This is a genomic window from Bradyrhizobium sp. USDA 10063 (genome assembly GCF_054063735.1).
Genome location: NZ_JBSSGP010000002.1, coordinates 1342328 through 1362793, shown reverse-complemented (window position 1 = coordinate 1362793; position 20466 = coordinate 1342328). Strand labels below are relative to the sequence as shown.

Genomic DNA, 20466 nt, shown 5'->3' with positions numbered 1-20466 from the left:
GACTCTCCGATGGTTCGAGTGTGGAAACCCAAACCTACCGGAAAGGGCGCGCTCACCGCCCCATGGAATCTACACAGGTCGGCCTAGAGTATAAGCTCAGGGGCGGGAGGTGACAGGCCGGTAAGGTTTGCCCCACCCCGCCGATCTCATTACAAATCGGCGCAATGCCTGCAAATCGGCTTATTTGGCGGCTTTTTCGTAGCTCCCGGCCTTGTGTTTTCGCACCCGATCCGGTTTCACTGCGTTCCTCTTGCCTCCTCAAACTGATTCCTGAGTGCGCCCATGCGATTGTCGCGGTTTTTCCTGCCGATCCTGAAAGAGAACCCGAAAGAGGCGGAGATCGTCTCGCATCGCCTGATGCTGCGCGCCGGCATGATCCGGCAGGAGGCCGCCGGCATCTATGCCTGGCTGCCGCTCGGCTTCAAGGTCTTGCAGAAGATCGAGCAGATCGTGCGCGAGGAGCAGAACCGCGCCGGCGCGCTGGAACTGTTGATGCCGACCCTGCAACTCGCCGACCTCTGGCGCGAGAGCGGCCGTTACGACGCCTATGGCCCGGAAATGCTGCGCATCACCGACCGCCACAAGCGCGAGTTGCTCTATGGGCCGACCAACGAGGAAATGATCACGGAAATCTTCCGTGCCTACGTGAAGTCGTACAAGAACCTGCCGCTCAATCTCTACCACATCCAGTGGAAGTTCCGCGACGAGCAGCGCCCGCGCTTCGGCGTGATGCGCGGCCGCGAATTCCTGATGAAGGACGCCTATTCCTTCGATCTCGACGAGGCTGGCGCGCGGCGCGCCTACAACAAGATGTTCGTCGCTTACCTGCGCACGTTTGCGCGGATGGGGCTGAAGGCGATCCCGATGCGCGCCGAGACCGGACCGATCGGCGGCGACCTGAGCCACGAATTCATCGTGCTGGCGGAGACCGGCGAGTCCGCTGTCTTCTGCAACAGCGACGTGCTCGATTTGCCGATCCCGCCCGATGACGTCGACTACGACGGCGATCTCACTCCGATCATCAGGCAGTGGACGTCGGTCTATGCCGCGACCGAGGACGTCCATGATGCCGCGCGTTTCGAGCGCGAGGTGCCTGATGACAAGCGGGTGCGTACCCGCGGCATCGAGGTCGGCCAGATCTTCTATTTCGGCACCAAATATTCCGACACCATGAAGGCGCTGGTCGCAGGTCCCGATGGCGCGGAAGTGCCGATCCATGGCGGCTCCTACGGCGTCGGCGTCTCGCGGCTGGTCGGCGCCATCATCGAGGCCTGTCACGACGAGGCCGGCATCAAATGGCCGGAAGCGGTTGCGCCGTTCAGGGCGGCGATCCTGAACCTGAAGCAGGGCGATGCCGCCGTCGATGCGGCCTGTGAGAAGCTCTACGCGGATCTGAAGGCCAAGGGCGTCGACGTGCTCTATGACGATACCGATCAGCGCGCCGGCGCGAAATTCGCCGCCGCCGACCTGATCGGCATCCCCTGGCAGATCCTGGTCGGCCCGAAGGGGCTTGCCGAAGGCAAGGTCGAGATCAAGCGGCGCAGCGACGGCGTGCGCGAAAATCTTGCGCTCGACGACGCGCTTGTGAAGATCGCGGGATAGCGTTTATCCACCGCATCCGCGTGCGGTTGGCCAGTCCGGCCACATTTGGCCCGAATCATGGGATTATCGACACATGGATGAGGCCATGACCGAGAAAGTCCGCACCCCGCCTTTTGCGCCCTTCGAATGGCTGCTGTCCGGACGTTACTTGCGGGCGCGTCGCAGGGAAGGTTTCATTTCCGTCATCGCCGGCTTTTCCTTTCTTGGCATCATGCTCGGCGTCGCCACGCTGATCGTGGTGATGGCTGTGATGAACGGCTTCCGCAAGGAACTGCTCGACAAGATCCTCGGTCTCAATGGCCATCTCCTGGTCCAGCCGCTGGAATCGCCATTGACCGACTGGAAGGATGTCGCCGAGCGCATCAGCCAGGTGGATGGCGTCCGGCTTGCGGCGCCGGTGGTGGACGGCCAGGCGCTGGCGTCCTCCGCCTTCAATGCCTCCGGCGTGCTCGTGCGCGGCATGCGGGCGGAAGATCTGAACAACCTGTTCTCGATCGCGCGGAACATCAAACAGGGCAGCCTCGAGAATTTCGACGAAGGGCAGGGGGTCGCGATCGGCCGCCGCCTTGCCGATCAATTGTCGCTGCATGCCGGCGACAGTATCACGCTGGTAGCCCCGCGCGGGGCGGTGACGCCGATGGGTACGACGCCGCGCATAAAACCCTACAAGATCGCGGCGGTGTTCGAGATCGGCATGTCGGAGTATGACGCGGGTTTCGTGTTCATGCCGCTTGCGGAATCGCAGGCCTATTTCAACCGCAACAACGACGTCACCGCGATCGAGATATTCACCACCAATCCCGATCGCATCGACACGTTTCGCAAGACCGTCACGGAAGCGGCGGGACGGCCGGTGTTCCTGGTCGACTGGCGGCAGCGCAACTCGACCTTCTTCAACGCGCTGCAGGTCGAGCGCAACGTGATGTTCCTGATCCTGACCATGATCGTGCTGGTCGCGGCGCTCAACATCGTCTCCGGCCTGATCATGCTGGTGAAGGACAAGGGACAGGACATCGCGATCCTGCGCACGATGGGCGCTTCACAGGGATCGATCATGCGCATCTTCCTGATCACGGGCGCCTCGATCGGCGTCGTCGGCACCATCGTCGGCTTCCTCGTGGGCATGCTGATCTGCCTGAACATCGAATCGATCCGGCAGTTCCTGTCCTGGCTCACCAACACCGAATTGTTCGACCCGACACTCTACTTCCTGTCGAAACTGCCGGCCGAGATCGATTTCGGCGAAACCACGGCCGTCGTCATCATGGCGCTGACGCTGTCGTTCCTGGCGACGCTTTATCCGTCGTGGCGGGCCGCGCGGCTCGATCCCGTCGAAGCGCTGCGTTACGAGTGAGGGCTGAGATGGCGGAGGGGGCGGAAGATGTGCCGGTCATCTATCTCCACGATATCAAGCGCCAGTACCGGCAGGGCGAGGCGACGCTGACGATCCTGAACGGCGCCAAGCTGGCGTTGTGGCCGGGACAGTCGGTGGCGCTGGTGGCGCCGTCCGGCTCGGGCAAATCGACGCTCCTGCACATCGCGGGCCTGCTCGAGACGCCCGATGACGGCGAGGTCTATGTCGGGGGCACGCCGACCTCGCAAATGTCGGATATCGACCGCACCCAGATCCGCCGCACCGATATCGGCTTCGTCTACCAGTCGCACCGGCTGTTGCCGGAGTTCTCCGCGCTGGAGAACGTGATGCTGCCGCAGATGATCCGCGGCCTCAAACGTTCCGAGACCGTGAAGCGCTCGACCGAGATATTGTCGTATCTCGGCCTCAGCGACCGCATCAAGCATCGGCCGGCCGAGCTCTCCGGCGGCGAGCAGCAGCGGGTCGCCATTGCGCGCGCGGTTGCGAACGCGCCACGGGCGCTGCTCGCCGACGAGCCGACCGGCAATCTCGATCCGCAGACCGCCGACCACGTCTTCAACGCGCTGATGCAATTGGTGAAGGCGACGCGGGTCGCGATGCTGATCGCGACCCACAACATGGACCTCGCCGCCCGGATGGACCGCCGCGTGTCGCTGGCGAACGGGCAGGTGGTCGAGCTCGATTAAGGCTCAGTAGACGTGGCGATATCGTTTGTGACGCCGCGGTGACGGGTCGACGTAGGCGTTGGCCGCGTAAGGGTAGCCATTGGCCACGTAGGGATTGACTACGCACTGGGCGGCGCGACCCGACGCCGATAGCGCGCATTGGGGCAGCGAGGTGTAACCGCATTCGTAATAGTTGACGGGGCCGTAGACATGCAGGCAGACAGGATAGTTCGGATCATAGGTCTGCGCGCCGGCGGACGGTGCCGCCGCGACCGTCGCAAGGGCTATGATCGCCAATATCGGAATGCGCATCAGTTCCTCCCGCGGTGGGGCGACTATTCCGTCCCCCAATCGCTAACCCCGCTCAAAACAGAGTATTCGCGGGCGCGACCGTCAAGTCACGTTCCCGCGCCGATCATTTGGTCTGGCGCAGCGGAGGGCGTGTTCCGGCTCAATCGTTGAAGGGCTCGAAGAAAGGAATCTCAGACGGGGGCGGAGGAGGAGGCCGGCGCGAAGCCCGCCGACCGTTGCCGCCGCCCGCATAGAAGGGATTGGGAATGCAATACAGGAAGCGCCCGGAGGCGGTGGCCTGGCACTGTTCGTAGCTCGTGAAGGTGCAGTTGCTGAGTCCGGGCTGTTCGCTCCCCTGGATGCAGAATGGATAGCGTGTGCCCACCGCTGTGGCCGGCGCGGTTCCGAGGGCGCCGATCGCGGCGGCCGCGGACAAAACCAGGATCACGTTGCGCATCTCTTCTCCTTAATCGCAGCCCTTCGCTCGTCACCCGATCCAAGCCGTACAACCGAGAGGACGTCAAACAAATATGCAACACACGGAGTGTCGCGAAGGCTGAACTGTGATTTTTCTGTGGCAGTCGAGCGGTACGCTCTTCGATCTAAGTATAAGTAATACAACATTAACTCACATTTTCGTCAGAATCGTTTCGTCACATCTGTTGCAGCCAAGTTACAGCAATTTTGCGGAACCCTGTTATTCAGGCGCGTGAAGACCTTGGGGTCATCACATCTGGAACGGGAAATAAAAATGAAAAAGGTTTTGCTTGTTACGGCGAGCTTGGTCGCCATCGGCGCCGCTGCGCCGGCGATGGCTGCGGATCTCGCTGCGCGTCCTTACACCAAGGCTCCGCCGGTGGTTGCGACCATCTATGACTGGAGCGGCTTCTACATCGGCGTCAACGGCGGCTGGGGCTCGAGCCGCAACGACTGGACCAACACCTCTGCCTTCGGTTTTGGCGTCAGCGAGGGTTCCCATGATGCGACCGGCGGCACGGTCGGTGGCCAGCTCGGCTATCGCTGGCAGGCCGGCAACTGGGTGTTCGGTGTTGAAGGCCAGGGCAACTGGGCCGACTTCAGCGGCTCCAACGCCAGCCTTGCTCTGATTGCCACCAACCGCACCAAGATCGACGCCTTCGGCCTGATCACCGGCCAGGTCGGTTACGCCTGGAACAACGTGCTGCTCTACGTGAAGGGCGGTGCTGCGGTCACCAACAGCAAGCATGAGGGCTTGCTCCTCGGCGTGGTCGCCGACAGCGTCGAGAAGACCCGTTGGGGCGGCAGCGTCGGCGCCGGCCTCGAATTCGCCTTCGCTCCCGGTTGGTCGGCCGGCGTCGAATACAACCATCTGTTCATGGACACCGAGAGCAACACGTTCGTGAACCCGGCCTTCGGCGTCACGCGTATCGACGACATCAAGCAGGACGTCGACCTCGTCACCGTCCGCGTGAACTACAAGTTCGGCTTCGGCGGCGCTCCGCTCATCGCGAAGTACTGATTTTCGCGAAGACCAACGCGGCACAATCAGCCCCGGGCAATCGCCCGGGGCTTTTTTTTATTCACCTGCAGGATTAACCATCGGGAGATCGCGGCAGCCGGTGCCCTTGACTCAAAGAACAAAATGAGAACAATGTTCTCTATACGTTCTAGTCGAGGGAGACGGGCGATGTTGAAGATCTTCGTGGAAGAGGCCGCCGCGTTAGCATCGATCACCCTGTTCATTGGGATGATTGCGGTCTGGGCGCAACTGATTCCCCAGTTCTAAGCGAGGGCGGTCGGCGGGACGGCTTGGGAGACGGTTTGGGGAAAAGCCGGGCTCCGTGTGGAGAGTACGCGTTGCGCGTAGACTTCGCGCGACCGAGGCACCACCATTATGGAGCGAGTCGGGCAGTCGGCCCGAGAATCGCTCTAACCCCCTGACGCGCGAAAGCCTCGAAGCACCATGCCCAGTGCCGGATTCGTTCATCTTCACGTTCATTCGGCCTATTCGCTGCTGAAGGGTTCGATCAAGATCGCCAAGCTCGGCGAGCTTGCCAAAGCGGACCGCCAGCCGGCGCTCGCGCTGACCGACACCGACAACATGTTCGGTGCGCTGGAATTTTCCGACAAGATGGCCGGCTATGGCATCCAGCCCATCGTCGGCTGTGAGCTCGCGGTCGATTTCGGCGATGTCGATCCGAATTCGCGCAGCGCGCTCGCCGGCGCTCCGGCCCGAATCGTGCTGCTCGCCGCGCGTGAAGACGGCTATCGCAGCCTGATGCGGTTGAACTCGCGGGCGTTCCTGGAGACGCCCGTTCACCAATTGCCGCATATCAAGTTCGACTGGCTCAAGGACGATGCCGAGGACCTGATCGCTTTGACCGGCGGTCCGGACGGCCCGCTCGCGCTTGCGCTGGCGGCCGATCACGCGAGCCTCGCCGCCACGCGTTGCGAGCGCCTGGCAAGCCTGTTCGGTGACCGTCTCTATATCGAGCTGCAGCGCCACGGCGTCGACAAGGAGCGCCGCACCGAGACAGGCCTGATCGATCTCGCCTATACCAAGGGCCTGCCGCTGGTCGCGACCAACGAGCCCTATTTCGCGAGCACCGACGACTACGAGGCCCACGACGCGCTGCTGTGCATTGCGGGCGGCCGGCTGATCGCGGAGACCGATCGCGAGCAGCTCACGCCCGACCACCGTTTCAAGACCCGCGCCGAGATGGCGGTGCTGTTTGCCGATATTCCGGAAGCCCTGGCGTCGACGGTCGAGATCGCCGAGCGCTGCTCGTTCCGGCCGAAGACGCGCAAGCCAATCTTGCCGCGCTTCACCGTCGGTGCCGGATCGGCCTCCGATGCGGCAAGCGAAGAGGCCGCGGAGCTGAATCGACAGGCCGAGGAGGGGCTCGCGAGGCGTCTTAAGGTCCATGGCTTGTCGCCGGGCACTACGGAAGAGGACTATCAGAAGCGTCTCGCCTTCGAGATCGATGTCATCAACCGCATGAACTATGCGGGCTACTTCCTGATCGTCTCCGACTTCATCAAATGGGCGAAGGCCCACGACATTCCGGTCGGGCCGGGCCGCGGCTCGGGCGCGGGCTCGCTGGTCGCCTGGGCGCTGACCATCACCGATCTCGATCCGATCCGATTCGGCCTCCTGTTCGAGCGCTTCCTCAATCCGGAACGCGTATCGATGCCGGACTTCGACATCGACTTCTGCCAGGATCGCCGCGGCGAGGTGATCTCCTATGTGCAGGAGCGCTACGGCCGCGATCAGGTGGCGCAGATCATCACCTTCGGCACGCTGCAGGCGCGCGGCGTGCTGCGCGACGTCGGCCGGGTGCTGCAGATGCCCTATGGCCAGGTCGACAAGCTGACAAAACTGGTGCCGCAAAATCCCGCCGCGCCGGTGACGCTGGCGCAGGCGATCGAGGGCGAGCCCAAGCTGCAGGCTTTCCGCGACGAGGATCCTGTGGTTGCGCGCGCCTTCGACATTGCGCAACGCCTGGAAGGTCTGACCCGGCACGCTTCGACCCATGCCGCCGGCATCGTGATCGGCGACCGCCCCTTGAGCGAACTCGTGCCGCTCTACCGAGACCCCAAATCCGACATGCCGGTGACCCAGTTCAATATGAAATGGGTCGAGCCGGCGGGGCTTGTGAAGTTCGACTTCCTCGGCCTGAAGACGCTGACGGTGCTTGATGTCGCCGTGAGACTGCTCAAGCAGCGCAATGAGCATGTCGATCTGGCGACGCTGCCGATCGACGACGCCGAAAGCTATCAGATGCTGGCGCGGGGCGATGTGGTCGGCGTGTTCCAGGTTGAAAGCCAGGGCATGCGGCGGGCGCTGATCGACATGCGGCCGGACCGTTTCGAGGACATCATCGCCCTGGTGGCGCTCTATCGCCCCGGCCCGATGGCCAACATCCCGACCTATTGCGCGCGCAAGCACGGCGACGAAGAACCGGAATATCTGCATCCGATCCTGGAGCCGATCCTGAAAGAGACGTTCGGCGTCATCATCTACCAGGAGCAGGTGATGCAGATCGCGCAGCAGATGGCAGGCTATACGCTCGGCCAAGCCGACCTGCTGCGCCGCGCCATGGGTAAGAAGATCCGCGCCGAGATGGAGAAGCAGCGCGAGATCTTCGTCGCCGGCGCAGTCAAGAATGGCGTGCCGAAAGGGCAGGCGGAGACGATCTTCGAACTGCTCGCCAAGTTCGCCGACTACGGTTTCAACAAGAGCCACGCCGCGGCCTACGCGCTGGTGTCCTATCAAACCGCCTATATGAAGGCGCATTATCCGGTGGAGTTCCTGGCGGCGTCGATGACGCTCGAACTCAACAACACGGACAAGCTCTCCGAATTCCGTTCCGAGGCACAGCGGCTCGGCATCAAGGTCGAACCGCCCGACATCAACCGCTCCGGCGCAACCTTCGAGGTCGGCAGCAACACCATCTACTATGCATTGGCCGCGCTGAAAGGCGTCGGTCTGCAGGCGGTCGAGCAGATCGTGGAGGAGCGGCGCAAGGGCGCCTTCACGTCGCTGGCCGATTTTGCCGCGCGCGTGAGCCCCCGCGCGATCAACAAGCGCATCATCGAAAGTCTCGCCGCCGCCGGCGCCTTTGACTCGCTCGAGCCGAACCGGACTCGCGTCTTCGCCGGTGCGGACGTGATCCTCGCTGCCTGCCAGCGTAGCCATGAGGCGGCGACATCGGGCCAGAACGATATGTTCGGCGGACTTTCGGACGCGCCGAGCATCGTACTGCCGCAGGTCGAGCCGTGGCTGCCGGCGGATCGGCTGCGACGCGAATATGACGCCATCGGCTTCTTCCTCTCGGGCCACCCGCTCGACGACTACGCCACAGCCTTGAAGCGGCTCCGGGTGCAGTCCTGGGCCGAGTTTTCGCGCGCGGTGAAAACCGGTGCGACCGCGGGCAAGGTCGCGGCAACCGTGGTGTCGCGCATGGAGCGGCGCACCAAGACCGGCAACAAGATGGGCATCATGGGCCTGTCCGACCCCACCGGCCATTTCGAAGCGGTGCTGTTTTCGGAAGGGCTCGCGCAATACCGCGACGTGCTGGAGCCGGGGGCTGCCGTGCTGTTGCAACTCGGCGCCGAACTGCAGGGCGAGGACGTCCGCGCCCGCGTGCTGCATGCCGAGCCGCTCGATGCCGCGGCCGCCAAGACGCAAAAGGGTCTGCGCATCTTCCTGCGCGACACCAAGCCGCTGGACTCGATCGCCAAGCGCCTGCAGCCAGGTAATGGCACCGGTGGCGATATCGCGCTGGTGCTGCGGCTCGATCTGGAGACCGAGGTCGAATTCAAGCTTGAAGGCCGCTTCCAGGTGTCCCCGCAGATCGCCGGCGCCATCAAGGCGGTGACGGGTGTCGAGATGGTCGAGACGCTATGAGCGCCGTATTGCGGATCGGGCAGGCTATGCTTATTTGTACACAAGCTGGTACATTGGGTGAGATATGGCCTCTACCACATTCACAGTGCGCGTAGATTCCGCGGCAAAGAAGCGGCTGGAAAAGCTGGCCAAGAGCACCGGGCGCAGCCGTTCCTTTCTCGCCGCCGAGGCGATCAACGAGTATCTCGACATCAACGAATGGCAGGTTGCGGGTATAAAGCGAGCGATCGCGTCACTGGATCGCGGCGAGGGAATTTCGCACGAAGAGGTCAAAGACTGGGTGACATCGTGGGGTAGCGGCAAAGAAAGGCCGTTTCCCAAGCGGACATGAGCGCCGTTTGGTCCCCTGAAGCTGTCGAGGACCTGATCGCGATACGAGCCTATATTGAACAGAGCAGCCCAGCGGCGGCGAAGCGTATCGTGCTCCACATCATGCACAATGTGGAGATGCTGCTATCCGATAATCCCGAAATGGGAAGGCCGGGCCGGGTTCCGGGAACGCGAGAACTGGTGATTTCGAAGACGCCGTATATTGTGCCCTATCGGGTGGCGGGCCAGACAGTTCAGGTTTTGCGGGTACTTCACGGCGCCCGGCGGTGGCCCGAGACCCTTTAGAAGGGGGAGCCCCCCAATCCGCCCATATTTCCTTGCTTCTGGCGGAAATCGCGCTATATAGCGCGCCATCTCACACGGAAACATGGCTCTAGAAGGCCGTCCGGTGGCAGCCGGGCCGAGAAGGCTCGCTTGCTCACACGTTTCCGGAGGAACCAACCGGAGAATCAAGACGATGTCGCTACCCGATTTCACCATGCGTCAGCTTTTGGAAGCTGGCGTGCACTTTGGCCACCAGGCCCACCGCTGGAACCCGAAAATGGCGGAGTACATTTTCGGCGCCCGCAACAACATCCATATCATCGATCTCGCCCAGACCGTGCCGATGCTGCATCGTGCATTGCAGGCGGTCAGCGATACCGTCGCCAAGGGCGGCCGCATCCTGTTCGTCGGCACCAAGCGGCAGGCGCAGGATGGCGTCGCGGACGCGGCGAAGCGCTCGGCGCAGTATTTCGTCAATTCGCGCTGGCTCGGCGGTACGCTGACCAACTGGAAGACGATCTCGGCCTCGATCAAGCGGCTGCGTCATCTGGACGAGGTGCTCTCGTCAGGCGAAGCCAATTCCTACACCAAGAAGGAGCGGCTGACGCTGCAGCGCGAGCGCGACAAGCTCGACCGTTCGCTCGGCGGCATCAAGGACATGGGCGGCCTGCCCGACATGATCTTCGTGATCGACACCAACAAGGAAGACATCGCGATCCAGGAAGCGCAGCGGCTCAACATCCCCGTCGCCGCGATCGTCGATACCAATTCGGATCCGAAGGGCATCACCTATGTGGTGCCGGGCAATGACGACGCCGGCCGGGCGATTTCGCTCTATTGCGACCTGGTCGCGCGGGCCGCGATCGACGGTATTTCGCGCGCGCAGGGCGATGCCGGCATCGATGTCGGCGCTTCCGTCCAGCCGGTACAGGAAGAGCTCCCGGCGACCACGGCGGCGACCGGCTTCCAGGGCCTGCCGGGGCCGCGCGGCACCGCCGACAACCTCAAGAAGCTCACCGGTGTGTCCGGCACGATCGAGAAGAAGCTCAACGATCTCGGCATCTTCCACTACTGGCAGCTCGCCGAGCTCGATCACGATACCGCGCACAAGATCGGCGAAGAGGTCGGTCTGCCGAGCCGTGCCGACGCCTGGGTCGCTCAGGCCAAGGCGCTCACCGCGGAAGCGGAATAACGCGAACGGCAGCCTGGCCGGACCTTTCCGGCCAGCGCTTCAATTCCCAGATCAAGGCATTTCCTGTCGCTGGCGGCGGCGCCTTAACGGCGCCGCAGCGCTTCACAGGCAAGAAGGAATTCAACGATGGCAACGATCACAGCAGCGATGGTCAAGGACCTGCGCGAGTCGACCGGCGCGGGAATGATGGATTGCAAGGCGGCGCTGACCGAGACCGCCGGCGACATGCAGGCCGCGCAGGACTGGCTGCGTAAGAAGGGCCTGTCGAAGGCCGCCAAGAAGGCCGGCCGCGTTGCCGCCGAGGGCCTGATCGGCGCCCTGACCAAGGGCACCAAGGGTGTCGTCGTCGAGGTCAATTCCGAGACCGACTTCGTTGCGCGCAACGAGCAATTCCAGGGCCTCGTCAAGATGATCGCCCAGGTCGCGCTCGACGTCGGCGCCGACGTCGAGAAGATCAAGGCGGCCAAGATCGGCGCCGTCACGGTCGAGGCTGCCATCAACGACGCCATCGCGACCATCGGCGAGAACATGACGCTGCGCCGCGCGGCTGCGCTCGAGGTCGGCAAGGGCGTGGTGTCGAGCTACATCCACAACGCCGTCACCGAGGGCGCCGGCAAGATGGGCGTGATCGTGGCGCTGGAATCGGCCGGCAAGGCCGATGAGCTTGCCGCGCTCGGCCGCCAGCTCGCCATGCATGTCGCCGCCGCCAACCCGCAGGCGATCGATCCCGCCGGGCTCGATCCTGACGTCGTCAGGCGCGAGAAGGACGTGCTCGCCGACAAGTACCGTCAGCAGGGCAAGCCGGAGAACGTGATCGAGAAGATCGTCGAGTCCGGCCTGAAGACCTTCTACAAGGAAGTCTGCCTGCTGGAGCAGGCTTTCATCCACGATAGCGGAAAGTCCGTGGCGCAGGCGCTCAAGGAAGCTGAGGGTAAGGTCGGCGGGCCGGTGAAGGTCGCCGGTTTTGTGCGCTATGCTCTCGGCGAGGGAATCGAGAAGCAGGAATCCGATTTCGCAGCCGAAGTCGCGGCGGCCAGCGGCAAGAAGTAACCGCGGGGATCGGACGGTTCCGGCGCCCATCGCGCGCCGGGACCTGCTTGCGCGGGATTTGAGGAAGCGATCATGGCTGAGCCGGTCTATCGTCGCGTGGTGATCAAGCTTTCGGGCGGAATACCTCGCCGGCAGCCAATCCTTCGGCATCGACCAGCCCACCATCGACCGCATCGCCGACGACCTGATCGCGGCGCGCCATCTCGGGACCGAAGTTGCGGTCGTGGTCGGCGGCGGCAACATGGTGCGCGGCGTGCAGGTGTCCTCCCATGGCGTATCCCGCACCACCGGCGACACCATGGGCATGCTGGCGACCGTGATGAACTGCCTCGCGCTGGAATCGGCGATCGAACGCAAGGGGACGCCGGCGCGGACGCTGTCGGCCTTCGTGATGCCGGAGATCTCCGAATTGTTCACCCGCAGTGCGGCGCACAAATACCTCGCCGAGGGCAAGATCATCCTGCTCGGCGGCGGAACCGGCAATCCGTTCTTCACCACGGATACCACCGCGGTCCTGCGCGCGGCCGAGATCGGTGCGGATGCGGTCCTGAAGGCCACCAATGTCGACGGCGTCTACAGTGCCGATCCCAAGAAGGACCCGTCGGCCAAGCGTTTCGATCGCCTGACGCATTCGCAGGCGATTGCGGGCGGTTACAAGGTCATGGACGCGACTGCATTCGCGCTTGCCCGCGAGACGTCGCTGCCTATCATCGTATTTTCGATCGCCGAGCCTGGCTCGATCGGCGCCATCCTGCGCGGCGCGGGCCACGGTACGGTTGTCGCCGGCTGACGCCTAGGCGTCGCGGCATGGCGGTTGGTTTCCAGGGCATGATCCGGAAAAGCGGGAACCGGTTTTCCGATGAGATCATGCCCAAGCGAAGACATGAGATCATGATCCGATCCAGCCTGATCGGCCCATGCTCCAGAGGAAGGGGAGAACGTCATGCCCACGCCTGGTTTTGACATCAACGAATTGAAGCGCCGCATGCAGGGCGCGACCCAGTCCCTCAAGCACGAACTGGGCGGCCTTCGCACCGGCCGTGCCGCAGCGTCAATGCTCGAGCCGGTGCAGGTCGAGGCCTACGGCTCGCACATGCCGCTGAACCAGCTTGCCACTGTCAGCGTGCCCGAGCCGCGGCTGCTCTCGGTGCAGGTCTGGGACAAGTCGATGGTCAAGGCGGTGGAGAAGGCGATCGTCGATTCCAATCTGGGCCTCTCGCCCGCGACCGAAGGCCAGGTGTTGCGGCTGCGTATTCCCGAACTCAACGCCGAGCGTCGCAAGGAGCTCGTCAAGGTCGCGCATAAATATGCTGAAGCGGCCAAGGTTGCGGTCCGCCATGTCCGCCGCGACGGGCTCGACATCGTCAAGAAGCTCGAGAAGAACCACGAGATCTCCGAGGACGATCAGGAGCGGCTCGCCGCCGAGGTGCAGAAGGCGACCGACGGCGTGATCGCCGAAATCGATCAGTTGCTGGCGGCCAAGGAAAAGGAAATCCTGACCGTCTGATTTGGACAGCGCCGATGTCGAACGCCCCTGCACCTGCAACTGCCGGACCGGATCGAACCGGCAGTCCGTTGCATGTGGCCATCATCATGGACGGCAACGGGCGCTGGGCGGCGGCACGGGGCCTGCCGCGTGCGGAGGGACATCGGCGCGGCGTGGAGGCGCTGCGCCGCGTGGTGCGCGCCTCGCACGAGCTCGGCATCCTCTATCTCACCATCTTCTCGTTCTCGTCCGAAAACTGGTCCCGCCCGGCGACCGAGATCGGCGATCTCTTCGGCCTCCTGCGCCGCTTCATCCGCAACGATCTGGCAACGCTGCACCGCGACGGGGTGAGGGTGCGCGTCATCGGCGAGCGCGAGGGGCTGGATCCTGACATCTGCGCGCTGCTCAACGAAGCCGAAGAGCTCACCAGGGAAAACACCAAGCTCAATCTCGTCGTCGCCTTCAACTATGGCTCGCGCCAGGAGATCGCCGGCGCCGCGCGGCGGCTGGCGCAGGAGGTCGCGGAAGGAAAGCGCGATCCCGCATCGATCGACGCTGACACGCTCGGGCAATATCTCGACGCCCCCGACATTCCCGATCCCGATCTGATCATCCGCACCAGCGGCGAGCAGCGGTTGTCGAATTTCCTGATGTGGCAGGCGGCCTATAGCGAGCTCGTGTTCGTGCCGATCCACTGGCCGGACTTCGACAAGGCGGCGTTGGAGAGCGCGGTCGCCGAATATGCCAGACGCGAGCGCCGCTTCGGTGGCCTGGCTGCGAAAACCGCATCGTGACCCAAGATAAAGCCGCACCCGCGGCAACGAGCGAGCCGCCATCGCGCAATCTCCTGATGCGCGTGATCGCGGCGCTGGTGCTGGCGCCGGTCGCGATTGCAATCGCCTATGCCGGCGGCTTTCTCTGGACTCTCCTGGTTACGCTCGCCGCGGTCGGCCTCTATGTCGAATGGCTGATGATCGTCGGAGTCGGACGCAGGCTGCGCGTGACCGTGGCCGGTGTGATCGCGCTGGCGGCTGCGGGACTCTGTCTTGGGGCAGGGCGGCTTGACGTCTCGCTATCGGTGCTGGCGATCGGGCTGATCGCGATTACCGTGATTTCACCCGAGCAACGTCAGTGGACGATAGCCGGATTCTGCTATGCCGCCGTTGCGGAAGTCGCATCGGTTCTGCTGCGGCGGGATCCTGACGAAGGGTTTGTGGCGCTGATGTTCGTGCTGTTGGTCGTCTGGGCGACCGACATCGGCGGCTATTTCGCCGGCCGCAGCATCGGCGGCCCAAAACTCTGGCCGCGGGTCAGCCCGAAGAAGACCTGGGCTGGCGCGCTTGGCGGCTTTGTGGGTAGCCTTGTCGTCGCGGCGGGCTTTGCAGCGTTCGGCCTCGGCCCGGTTGCGCCGCTGCTGGTCCTGGGCGCGGTGCTGTCGGTGATTTCCCAGTTCGGCGATCTCTTCGAATCCGCGGTGAAGCGGCGGTTCGGCGTGAAGGATTCCAGCCATCTCATTCCCGGCCATGGCGGGCTGATGGACCGGCTGGACGGATTCGTCGCCGCGGTTGCCGTCGCCGCAATTTTCGGCTTCTTGCGGGGCGGCGCGGATGGCGTCGGCCGCGGTCTTATGGTTTGGTGAGGAAATGAGCGCTGTCCCATTGCGAAACAACAAGGCCGCGGCATCCGCGGTCCGCACCGTGACCGTGCTGGGCGCCACCGGCTCGATCGGCGACAGCACCATGGACCTGCTGCGCGGTGCGCGCGATCGTTTCCGCGTCGAGGCGCTGACCGCCAATGGCAATGTGCAGGCACTCGCCAAGCTCGCCCGGGAATTCAACGCGCGATTTGCGGCGGTGGCCGATCCGAGCAAGCTGTCCGAATTGAAGGACGCGCTGGCGGGCACCCGGATCGAGTGCGGCGCCGGCGAAAGCGCGATCATCGAGGCTGCTGCGCGGCCCGCCGATTGGGTGATGGCGGCTGTGAGTGGCGCGGCGGGCCTGAAGCCGGCGCTAGCGGCGGTCGATCGCGGGGCGGCGGTCGCGCTCGCCAACAAGGAGTGTCTGGTCTGCGCCGGCGATTTCTTCATGCAGCGTGCGCTGAAGGCGGGCGCCTGCATCCTGCCAGCGGATTCCGAGCATAACGCGCTGTTTCAGGCGCTGAGCTCCGGCAACCGCGAGGAGCTGGTGCGGGTGATCATCACCGCCTCCGGTGGGCCGTTCCGCACCTGGGCGCCGGCCGATATCGAGCAGGCGACTTTAGAGCAGGCGCTGAAGCATCCGAACTGGAGCATGGGCCAGAAGATCACCATCGACTCGGCCTCGATGATGAACAAGGGGCTCGAGGTGATCGAGGCTTCCTATCTGTTCGCGCTGGCGCCGGACCAGATCGACGTGCTGGTGCACCCGCAGTCGATCATCCATGGCATGGTGGAATTCTCGGACCGTTCGGTGGTCGCGCAGCTCGGTACCCCCGACATGCGCATCCCGATCGCGCACTGCCTCGGCTGGCCCGATCGCATCGTCGGGCCGTCGGCAAAGCTCGACCTGGCCAAGATCGGCCAGTTGACCTTCGAGGCGCCGGATTTCGAGCGGTTCCCGGGGCTCCGGCTGGCTTACGAATCGTTAAGGACCGGCGGGGGCGCGACCACGGTATACAATGCAGCCAATGAGGTGGCGGTTGCCGCCTTCATCGCCGGCAAGATCAAGTTCGGCGCGATCGCGCGTCTGGTGGAGGCGACCCTGAACGACTGGATCAGGTCCGGCAATCTGGCGCCTCTGACATCGGCCGATGATGCGATTTCCGTTGACCATAACGCCAGAAATAGGGCTGCCTCCCTATTGCCTCAAATTGCCTTAAAGGCATCCTAGAGGGTTGGAACGGGGCCTCCGGCCCTGGTCGAGGGGAACTGAATGACCGAGTTTTTCTTGCATAGTTTCAATACGTTGGGCCACGGGCTCATCGGTTACGTGGTTCCCTTCCTGTTCGTCCTGACCATCGTCGTCTTCTTCCACGAGCTCGGCCATTTCCTGGTCGCCCGCTGGGCCGGCGTGAAGGTGTTAACCTTCTCGCTGGGCTTCGGACCGGAACTGTTCGGCTTCAACGACCGCCACGGCACGCGCTGGAAGCTCTCCGCGATCCCCCTCGGCGGCTATGTCAAATTCTTCGGCGACGAAAGTGAGGCCTCCACGCCTTCAACCGAGTCCCTCGCGGCCATGACCGCGGAGGAGCGCAAGGGCAGCTTCCATCACAAGAAGGTCGGGCCGCGCGCAGCGATCGTCGCGGCCGGGCCGATCGCCAATTTCATCCTGGCGATCGTGATCTTCACCTGCCTGTTCACCTTCTTCGGCAAGCCGAGCACCACGGCGCAGGTTGACAAGGTCGAGCAGGGGAGTGCCGCGGCGGCGGCCGGGTTCCAGGTCGGCGACGTGATCACCGCGATCGACGGAACCGCGATCGGCAGCTTCTCGGACATGCAGCGCATCGTCAGCATCCACGGTGGCGACCGGCTCACTTTCACTGTCAAGCGCAGCGGCTCCACGATCCAGTTGCAGGCGACGCCCGAACTTCGCGACATCAAGGATCCCTTCGGGAACACCCACCGGCAGGGCATTCTCGGAATCACCCGCGCCACCGCGCCGGGCGAGGCCGTGACCGAGCGGGTCGATCCCGCTACCGCGCTCTGGCTCGGGGTCAAGGAGACCTGGTTCGTGGTCGACCGGACGCTCTCTTATATCGGCGGTGTCTTCACCGGCCGCGAGGCCGCAAACCAGGTCGGCGGGCCGCTCGGGATTGCGCGAATCTCGGGTCAGGTCGCCAGCATCGGCCTCGCCGCGCTGATTCACCTTGCCGCCGTGCTCTCGATCTCGATCGGGCTCCTGAACTTGTTCCCGGTGCCGCTGCTGGATGGCGGCCACCTCCTGTTCTATGCGGTGGAGGCGATCCGCGGCCGGCCGCTGTCCGAACGCGCGCAGGAAATGGGGTTCCGAATCGGCCTCGCTCTGGTGCTAATGCTGATGGTGTTTGCGACCTACAACGACATCCTCCATCTCGCGGCATCGTGAAACGGCTTTTTTGTGGCGTTGCCTAACGGCAACGTCTTGGAATGAAAATGGAATTGCACGGCCGCCAATCGTTTGCCGCCATGGCAAAATTGGCTACAAGCTGAGCAGTAAGGTTGGGAATCTGTCGGACCGTTGGGGAACGGGCCGGCAGTGGAATGATAAGGGCGCGGTGCGCATGATTGTTGGAATGCGAGTGAGGGGGGCACTACTTGCCACCCTGATCATGTTCGCTGTGCCGGTGGCTGCCTCGCTGGCGGCTATGCTTGTGTCTGCGCCTGCTGCCGCCCAGACGGTGGATTCAATCACGGTGGAGGGGAACCGCCGTGTCGAGGTCGAGACCATCCGCTCCTATTTCAAGCCGGGTCCGGGCGGGCGCTTGAGCCAGGCCGACATCGACGATGGCCTGAAGGCGCTGATCGAGACCGGGCTGTTCCAGGACGTCCGAATCACCCCCACCGGCGGCCGGATCGTCGTCACCGTGGTCGAAAACCCCGTGATCGGCCGCATCGCTTTCGAGGGCAACAAGAAGGTCAAGGATGACCAGCTTTCGGCGGAAATCCAGTCCAAGCCGCGCGGTACCTTCTCGCGTCCGATGGTGCAGTCCGACGCCCAGCGCATCGCGGAAATCTACCGCCGTTCGGGCCGCTATGACGTGCGCGTCAACCCGGAGATCATCGAGCAGCCGAACAACCGCGTCGACCTGATCTTCACCATCACCGAAGGCCCGAAGACCGGTGTGCGGTCGATCGAGTTCATCGGCAACAATTACTATTCGTCTTACCGCCTGCGCGACGTCATCAAGACCCGCGAATCGAACCTGCTGAGCTTCCTTGGCGGCTCCGACACCTACGATCCCGATCGCGTCGAGGCCGACCGCGACCTGATTCGCCGCTTCTACCTCAAGCATGGCTTCGCCGATGTTCAGGTGGTGGCCGCGCTGACCGAATACGATCCCGAGAAGAAGGGCTTCCTCGTCACCTTCAAGATCGAGGAGGGACAGCAGTATCGGGTGGCGTCCGTCAGCTACCAGTCCTCGATCGCGACGCTGGATCCGAACTCGCTGAGCTCGTTCTCGCGCGTTTCCGTCGGTTCGCTGTACAACGCCGAGGCGCTCGAGAAATCCGTCGAGGAAATGCAGATCGAGGCGTCGCGGCGCGGCTATGCCTTCGCCGTCGTGCGGCCGCGCGGCGATCGCAATTTCGAGAATCACACGGTCTCGATCGTGTTCGCCGTGGACGAGGGTCCGCGAACCTATATCGAGCGCATCAATATCCGCGGCAATACCCGCACCCGCGACTACGTGATCCGCCGCGAGTTCGATATTTCCGAAGGCGACGCCTACAACCGCGCTTTGGTCGACCGCGCCGAGCGGCGGCTGAAGAACCTCGACTTCTTCAAGAGCGTGAAGATCGTCACCGAGCCGGGCTCCTCCAGCGACCGCGTGATCCTGATCGTCGATCTCGAGGAGAAGTCGACCGGCGACTTCTCGGTCTCGGGCGGCTATTCGACCACCGACGGTGCGCTCGCCGAAGTCAGCATCTCGGAACGCAACTTCCTGGGGCGAGGTCTGTTCGCGAAGGCGTCCGTGACCTACGGACAATATGCGCGCGGCTACTCGCTGTCGTTTGTCGAGCCGTATTTGCTCGACTATCGCGTGGCGCTCGGCCTCGACCTGTACCAGCGCCAGCAACTCGCCAACAGCTATATTTCGTACGGCACCGAGACGCTCGGCTTCAGCCCGCGGCTAGGCTTCAGCCTGCGTGAAGACCTCGCGTTGCAGCTCCGTTACTCGATCTATCAGCAGAAGATCAGCCTGCCGTTCCAGCTCGCGAACTGTAACAACAATCCCAACAACGGCCTGCTCGCGTTCAACCCATCGCCGGCCTTCGCGCAACTGAACGGAATTCCTGCGGGAGGCACAGCGACGGCTGGGGGCCAGAGCGCCACCGACGCCTCGGGTCTCGGTCTGTGGTGCTATAGCGACGGCGAAGCATCGCTGCCGGTCCGCAAGGAGCTGCAGGGTGGCAAGACGCTCACTTCGGCGCTCGGCTACTCGCTCAACTACAACACGCTCGATAACAACAAGAACCCGACTGACGGCCTTCTGGTCGACTTCAAGCAGGACTTTGCCGGCGTCGGTGGCGACGTCAGCTATATCAAGACCGCGATCGACGTGAAGTACTACACCCCGCTGGTCGCCGATATCGTCGGCCTGATCCATGCTCAGGGCGGCATTCTCAACCAGATTGGCAACGATCAGATCCGCATGCTCGACCACTTCCAGATGGGTCCGAACCTGGTCCGCGGTTTCGCTCCGAACGGCATCGGTCCACGCGACATCAATCCGTTCGGCACGATGGACGCGCTCGGCGGCACCAAGTACTGGGGCGTGTCGGCGGAACTGCAGATGCCATTCTGGTTCCTGCCGAAGGAGGTCGGGCTCAAGGGTTCGATCTATGCCGACGCCGGCGGTCTGTTTGACTACAAGGGGCCGACATCGTGGGCGGAGACGGGCGAAGTCAACTTGCCGGGCTGCATTCCGCCAACCGTTGGCAACGGGGTGGTCCCGTCCAATCCTGGTACCTGCCTCGGACTGCAGTATGATAATGGCAACGTCGTCCGCACCTCAGTCGGTGTCGGCCTGATCTGGGCCTCGCCGTTCGGTCCGCTGCGCTTCGACTATGCGATCCCGCTTACCAAGGGTCAGTTTGATCGCGTGCAGGAATTCAAGTTTGGCGGCGGAACATCGTTCTAAGCGCGA

The 20466-nt window shown here is 63.5% G+C and carries 17 protein-coding genes and 1 pseudogene; 16 read left to right on the top strand and 2 right to left on the bottom strand.

The window, feature by feature from the left end; genetic code table 11:
• Positions 1-282 precede the first annotated feature (282 nt).
• The 3 genes from proS to ACVJGD_RS08350 all read left to right on the top strand — a co-directional run bounded on the left by proS (position 283) and on the right by ACVJGD_RS08350 (position 3663).
• The gene (gene proS, locus ACVJGD_RS08360; protein WP_456633908.1) at positions 283-1602 is read left to right on the top strand and encodes a proline--tRNA ligase; all 1320 of its coding nucleotides are present in this window, start codon (positions 283-285) and stop codon (positions 1600-1602) included.
• 73 nt (positions 1603-1675) lie between these two features.
• Entirely contained in the window at positions 1676-2956 is a 1281-nt protein-coding gene (locus tag ACVJGD_RS08355) for a lipoprotein-releasing ABC transporter permease subunit (protein WP_456633907.1), read from the top strand.
• 8 nt (positions 2957-2964) lie between these two features.
• Positions 2965-3663 carry an ABC transporter ATP-binding protein gene (locus tag ACVJGD_RS08350; RefSeq protein ID WP_456633906.1) on the top strand — a complete coding sequence of 233 codons (699 nt, stop codon included), beginning with the start codon at positions 2965-2967 and terminating at the stop codon, positions 3661-3663.
• Between the two features lie 3 nt (positions 3664-3666).
• Here ACVJGD_RS08350 and ACVJGD_RS08345 read toward each other — a convergent pair whose 3' ends face one another.
• Entirely contained in the window at positions 3667-3954 is a 288-nt protein-coding gene (locus ACVJGD_RS08345) for a DUF3551 domain-containing protein (protein WP_456633905.1), read from the bottom strand.
• 139 nt (positions 3955-4093) lie between these two features.
• Positions 4094-4390, bottom strand: a complete 297-nt coding sequence (locus ACVJGD_RS08340) for a DUF3551 domain-containing protein (protein ID WP_456633904.1) — start codon at positions 4388-4390, stop codon at positions 4094-4096.
• Positions 4391-4684: 294 nt separating this feature from the next.
• Here ACVJGD_RS08340 and ACVJGD_RS08335 point away from each other — a divergent pair, with 294 nt between their 5' ends.
• From ACVJGD_RS08335 to bamA, 13 genes and pseudogenes are all read left to right on the top strand, one after another.
• Positions 4685-5431 (top strand): outer membrane protein, encoded by a 747-nt coding sequence (locus tag ACVJGD_RS08335; RefSeq protein WP_456633903.1) that lies wholly within the window; start codon positions 4685-4687, stop codon positions 5429-5431.
• A 444-nt stretch (positions 5432-5875) separates the two neighbouring features.
• A complete protein-coding gene (gene dnaE, locus ACVJGD_RS08330; protein ID WP_456633902.1) occupies positions 5876-9322 on the top strand; it encodes a DNA polymerase III subunit alpha in 3447 nt (1148 codons plus the stop codon).
• Positions 9323-9386: 64 nt separating this feature from the next.
• Positions 9387-9653 (top strand): CopG family ribbon-helix-helix protein, encoded by a 267-nt coding sequence (locus ACVJGD_RS08325; RefSeq protein WP_456633901.1) that lies wholly within the window; start codon positions 9387-9389, stop codon positions 9651-9653.
• Positions 9650-9937 carry a type II toxin-antitoxin system RelE/ParE family toxin gene (locus ACVJGD_RS08320; RefSeq protein WP_456633900.1) on the top strand — a complete coding sequence of 96 codons (288 nt, stop codon included), beginning with the start codon at positions 9650-9652 and terminating at the stop codon, positions 9935-9937. Before ACVJGD_RS08325 ends, ACVJGD_RS08320 begins: the two co-directional genes overlap by 4 nt.
• Before the next feature lie 172 nt (positions 9938-10109).
• Positions 10110-11108 carry a 30S ribosomal protein S2 gene (locus ACVJGD_RS08315; protein ID WP_456633899.1) on the top strand — a complete coding sequence of 333 codons (999 nt, stop codon included), beginning with the start codon at positions 10110-10112 and terminating at the stop codon, positions 11106-11108.
• Between the two features lie 126 nt (positions 11109-11234).
• Positions 11235-12158: a translation elongation factor Ts gene (gene tsf, locus ACVJGD_RS08310; RefSeq protein ID WP_456633898.1), complete on the top strand. Its 924-nt coding sequence runs from the start codon at positions 11235-11237 to the stop codon at positions 12156-12158.
• Positions 12159-12230: 72 nt separating this feature from the next.
• A pseudogene (pyrH, locus tag ACVJGD_RS08305) lies at positions 12231-12948 on the top strand (UMP kinase).
• Positions 12949-13101: 153 nt separating this feature from the next.
• Positions 13102-13665 (top strand): ribosome recycling factor, encoded by a 564-nt coding sequence (frr, locus tag ACVJGD_RS08300; protein WP_456633897.1) that lies wholly within the window; start codon positions 13102-13104, stop codon positions 13663-13665.
• A 14-nt stretch (positions 13666-13679) separates the two neighbouring features.
• Positions 13680-14438 carry an isoprenyl transferase gene (locus ACVJGD_RS08295; protein ID WP_456633896.1) on the top strand — a complete coding sequence of 253 codons (759 nt, stop codon included), beginning with the start codon at positions 13680-13682 and terminating at the stop codon, positions 14436-14438.
• Complete coding sequence (locus ACVJGD_RS08290) at positions 14435-15283, top strand: phosphatidate cytidylyltransferase (protein WP_456633895.1); 849 nt, start codon at positions 14435-14437, stop codon at positions 15281-15283. The genes ACVJGD_RS08295 and ACVJGD_RS08290 overlap by 4 nt, the downstream gene beginning before the upstream one ends.
• Positions 15284-15287: 4 nt before the next feature.
• Complete coding sequence (dxr, locus tag ACVJGD_RS08285; RefSeq protein ID WP_456633894.1) at positions 15288-16511, top strand: 1-deoxy-D-xylulose-5-phosphate reductoisomerase; 1224 nt, start codon at positions 15288-15290, stop codon at positions 16509-16511.
• 42 nt (positions 16512-16553) lie between these two features.
• Positions 16554-17705 (top strand): RIP metalloprotease RseP, encoded by a 1152-nt coding sequence (rseP, locus tag ACVJGD_RS08280; RefSeq protein ID WP_456633893.1) that lies wholly within the window; start codon positions 16554-16556, stop codon positions 17703-17705.
• Between the two features lie 175 nt (positions 17706-17880).
• Positions 17881-20460 (top strand): outer membrane protein assembly factor BamA, encoded by a 2580-nt coding sequence (bamA, locus tag ACVJGD_RS08275; RefSeq protein ID WP_456633892.1) that lies wholly within the window; start codon positions 17881-17883, stop codon positions 20458-20460.
• Positions 20461-20466: the final 6 nt, after the last annotated feature.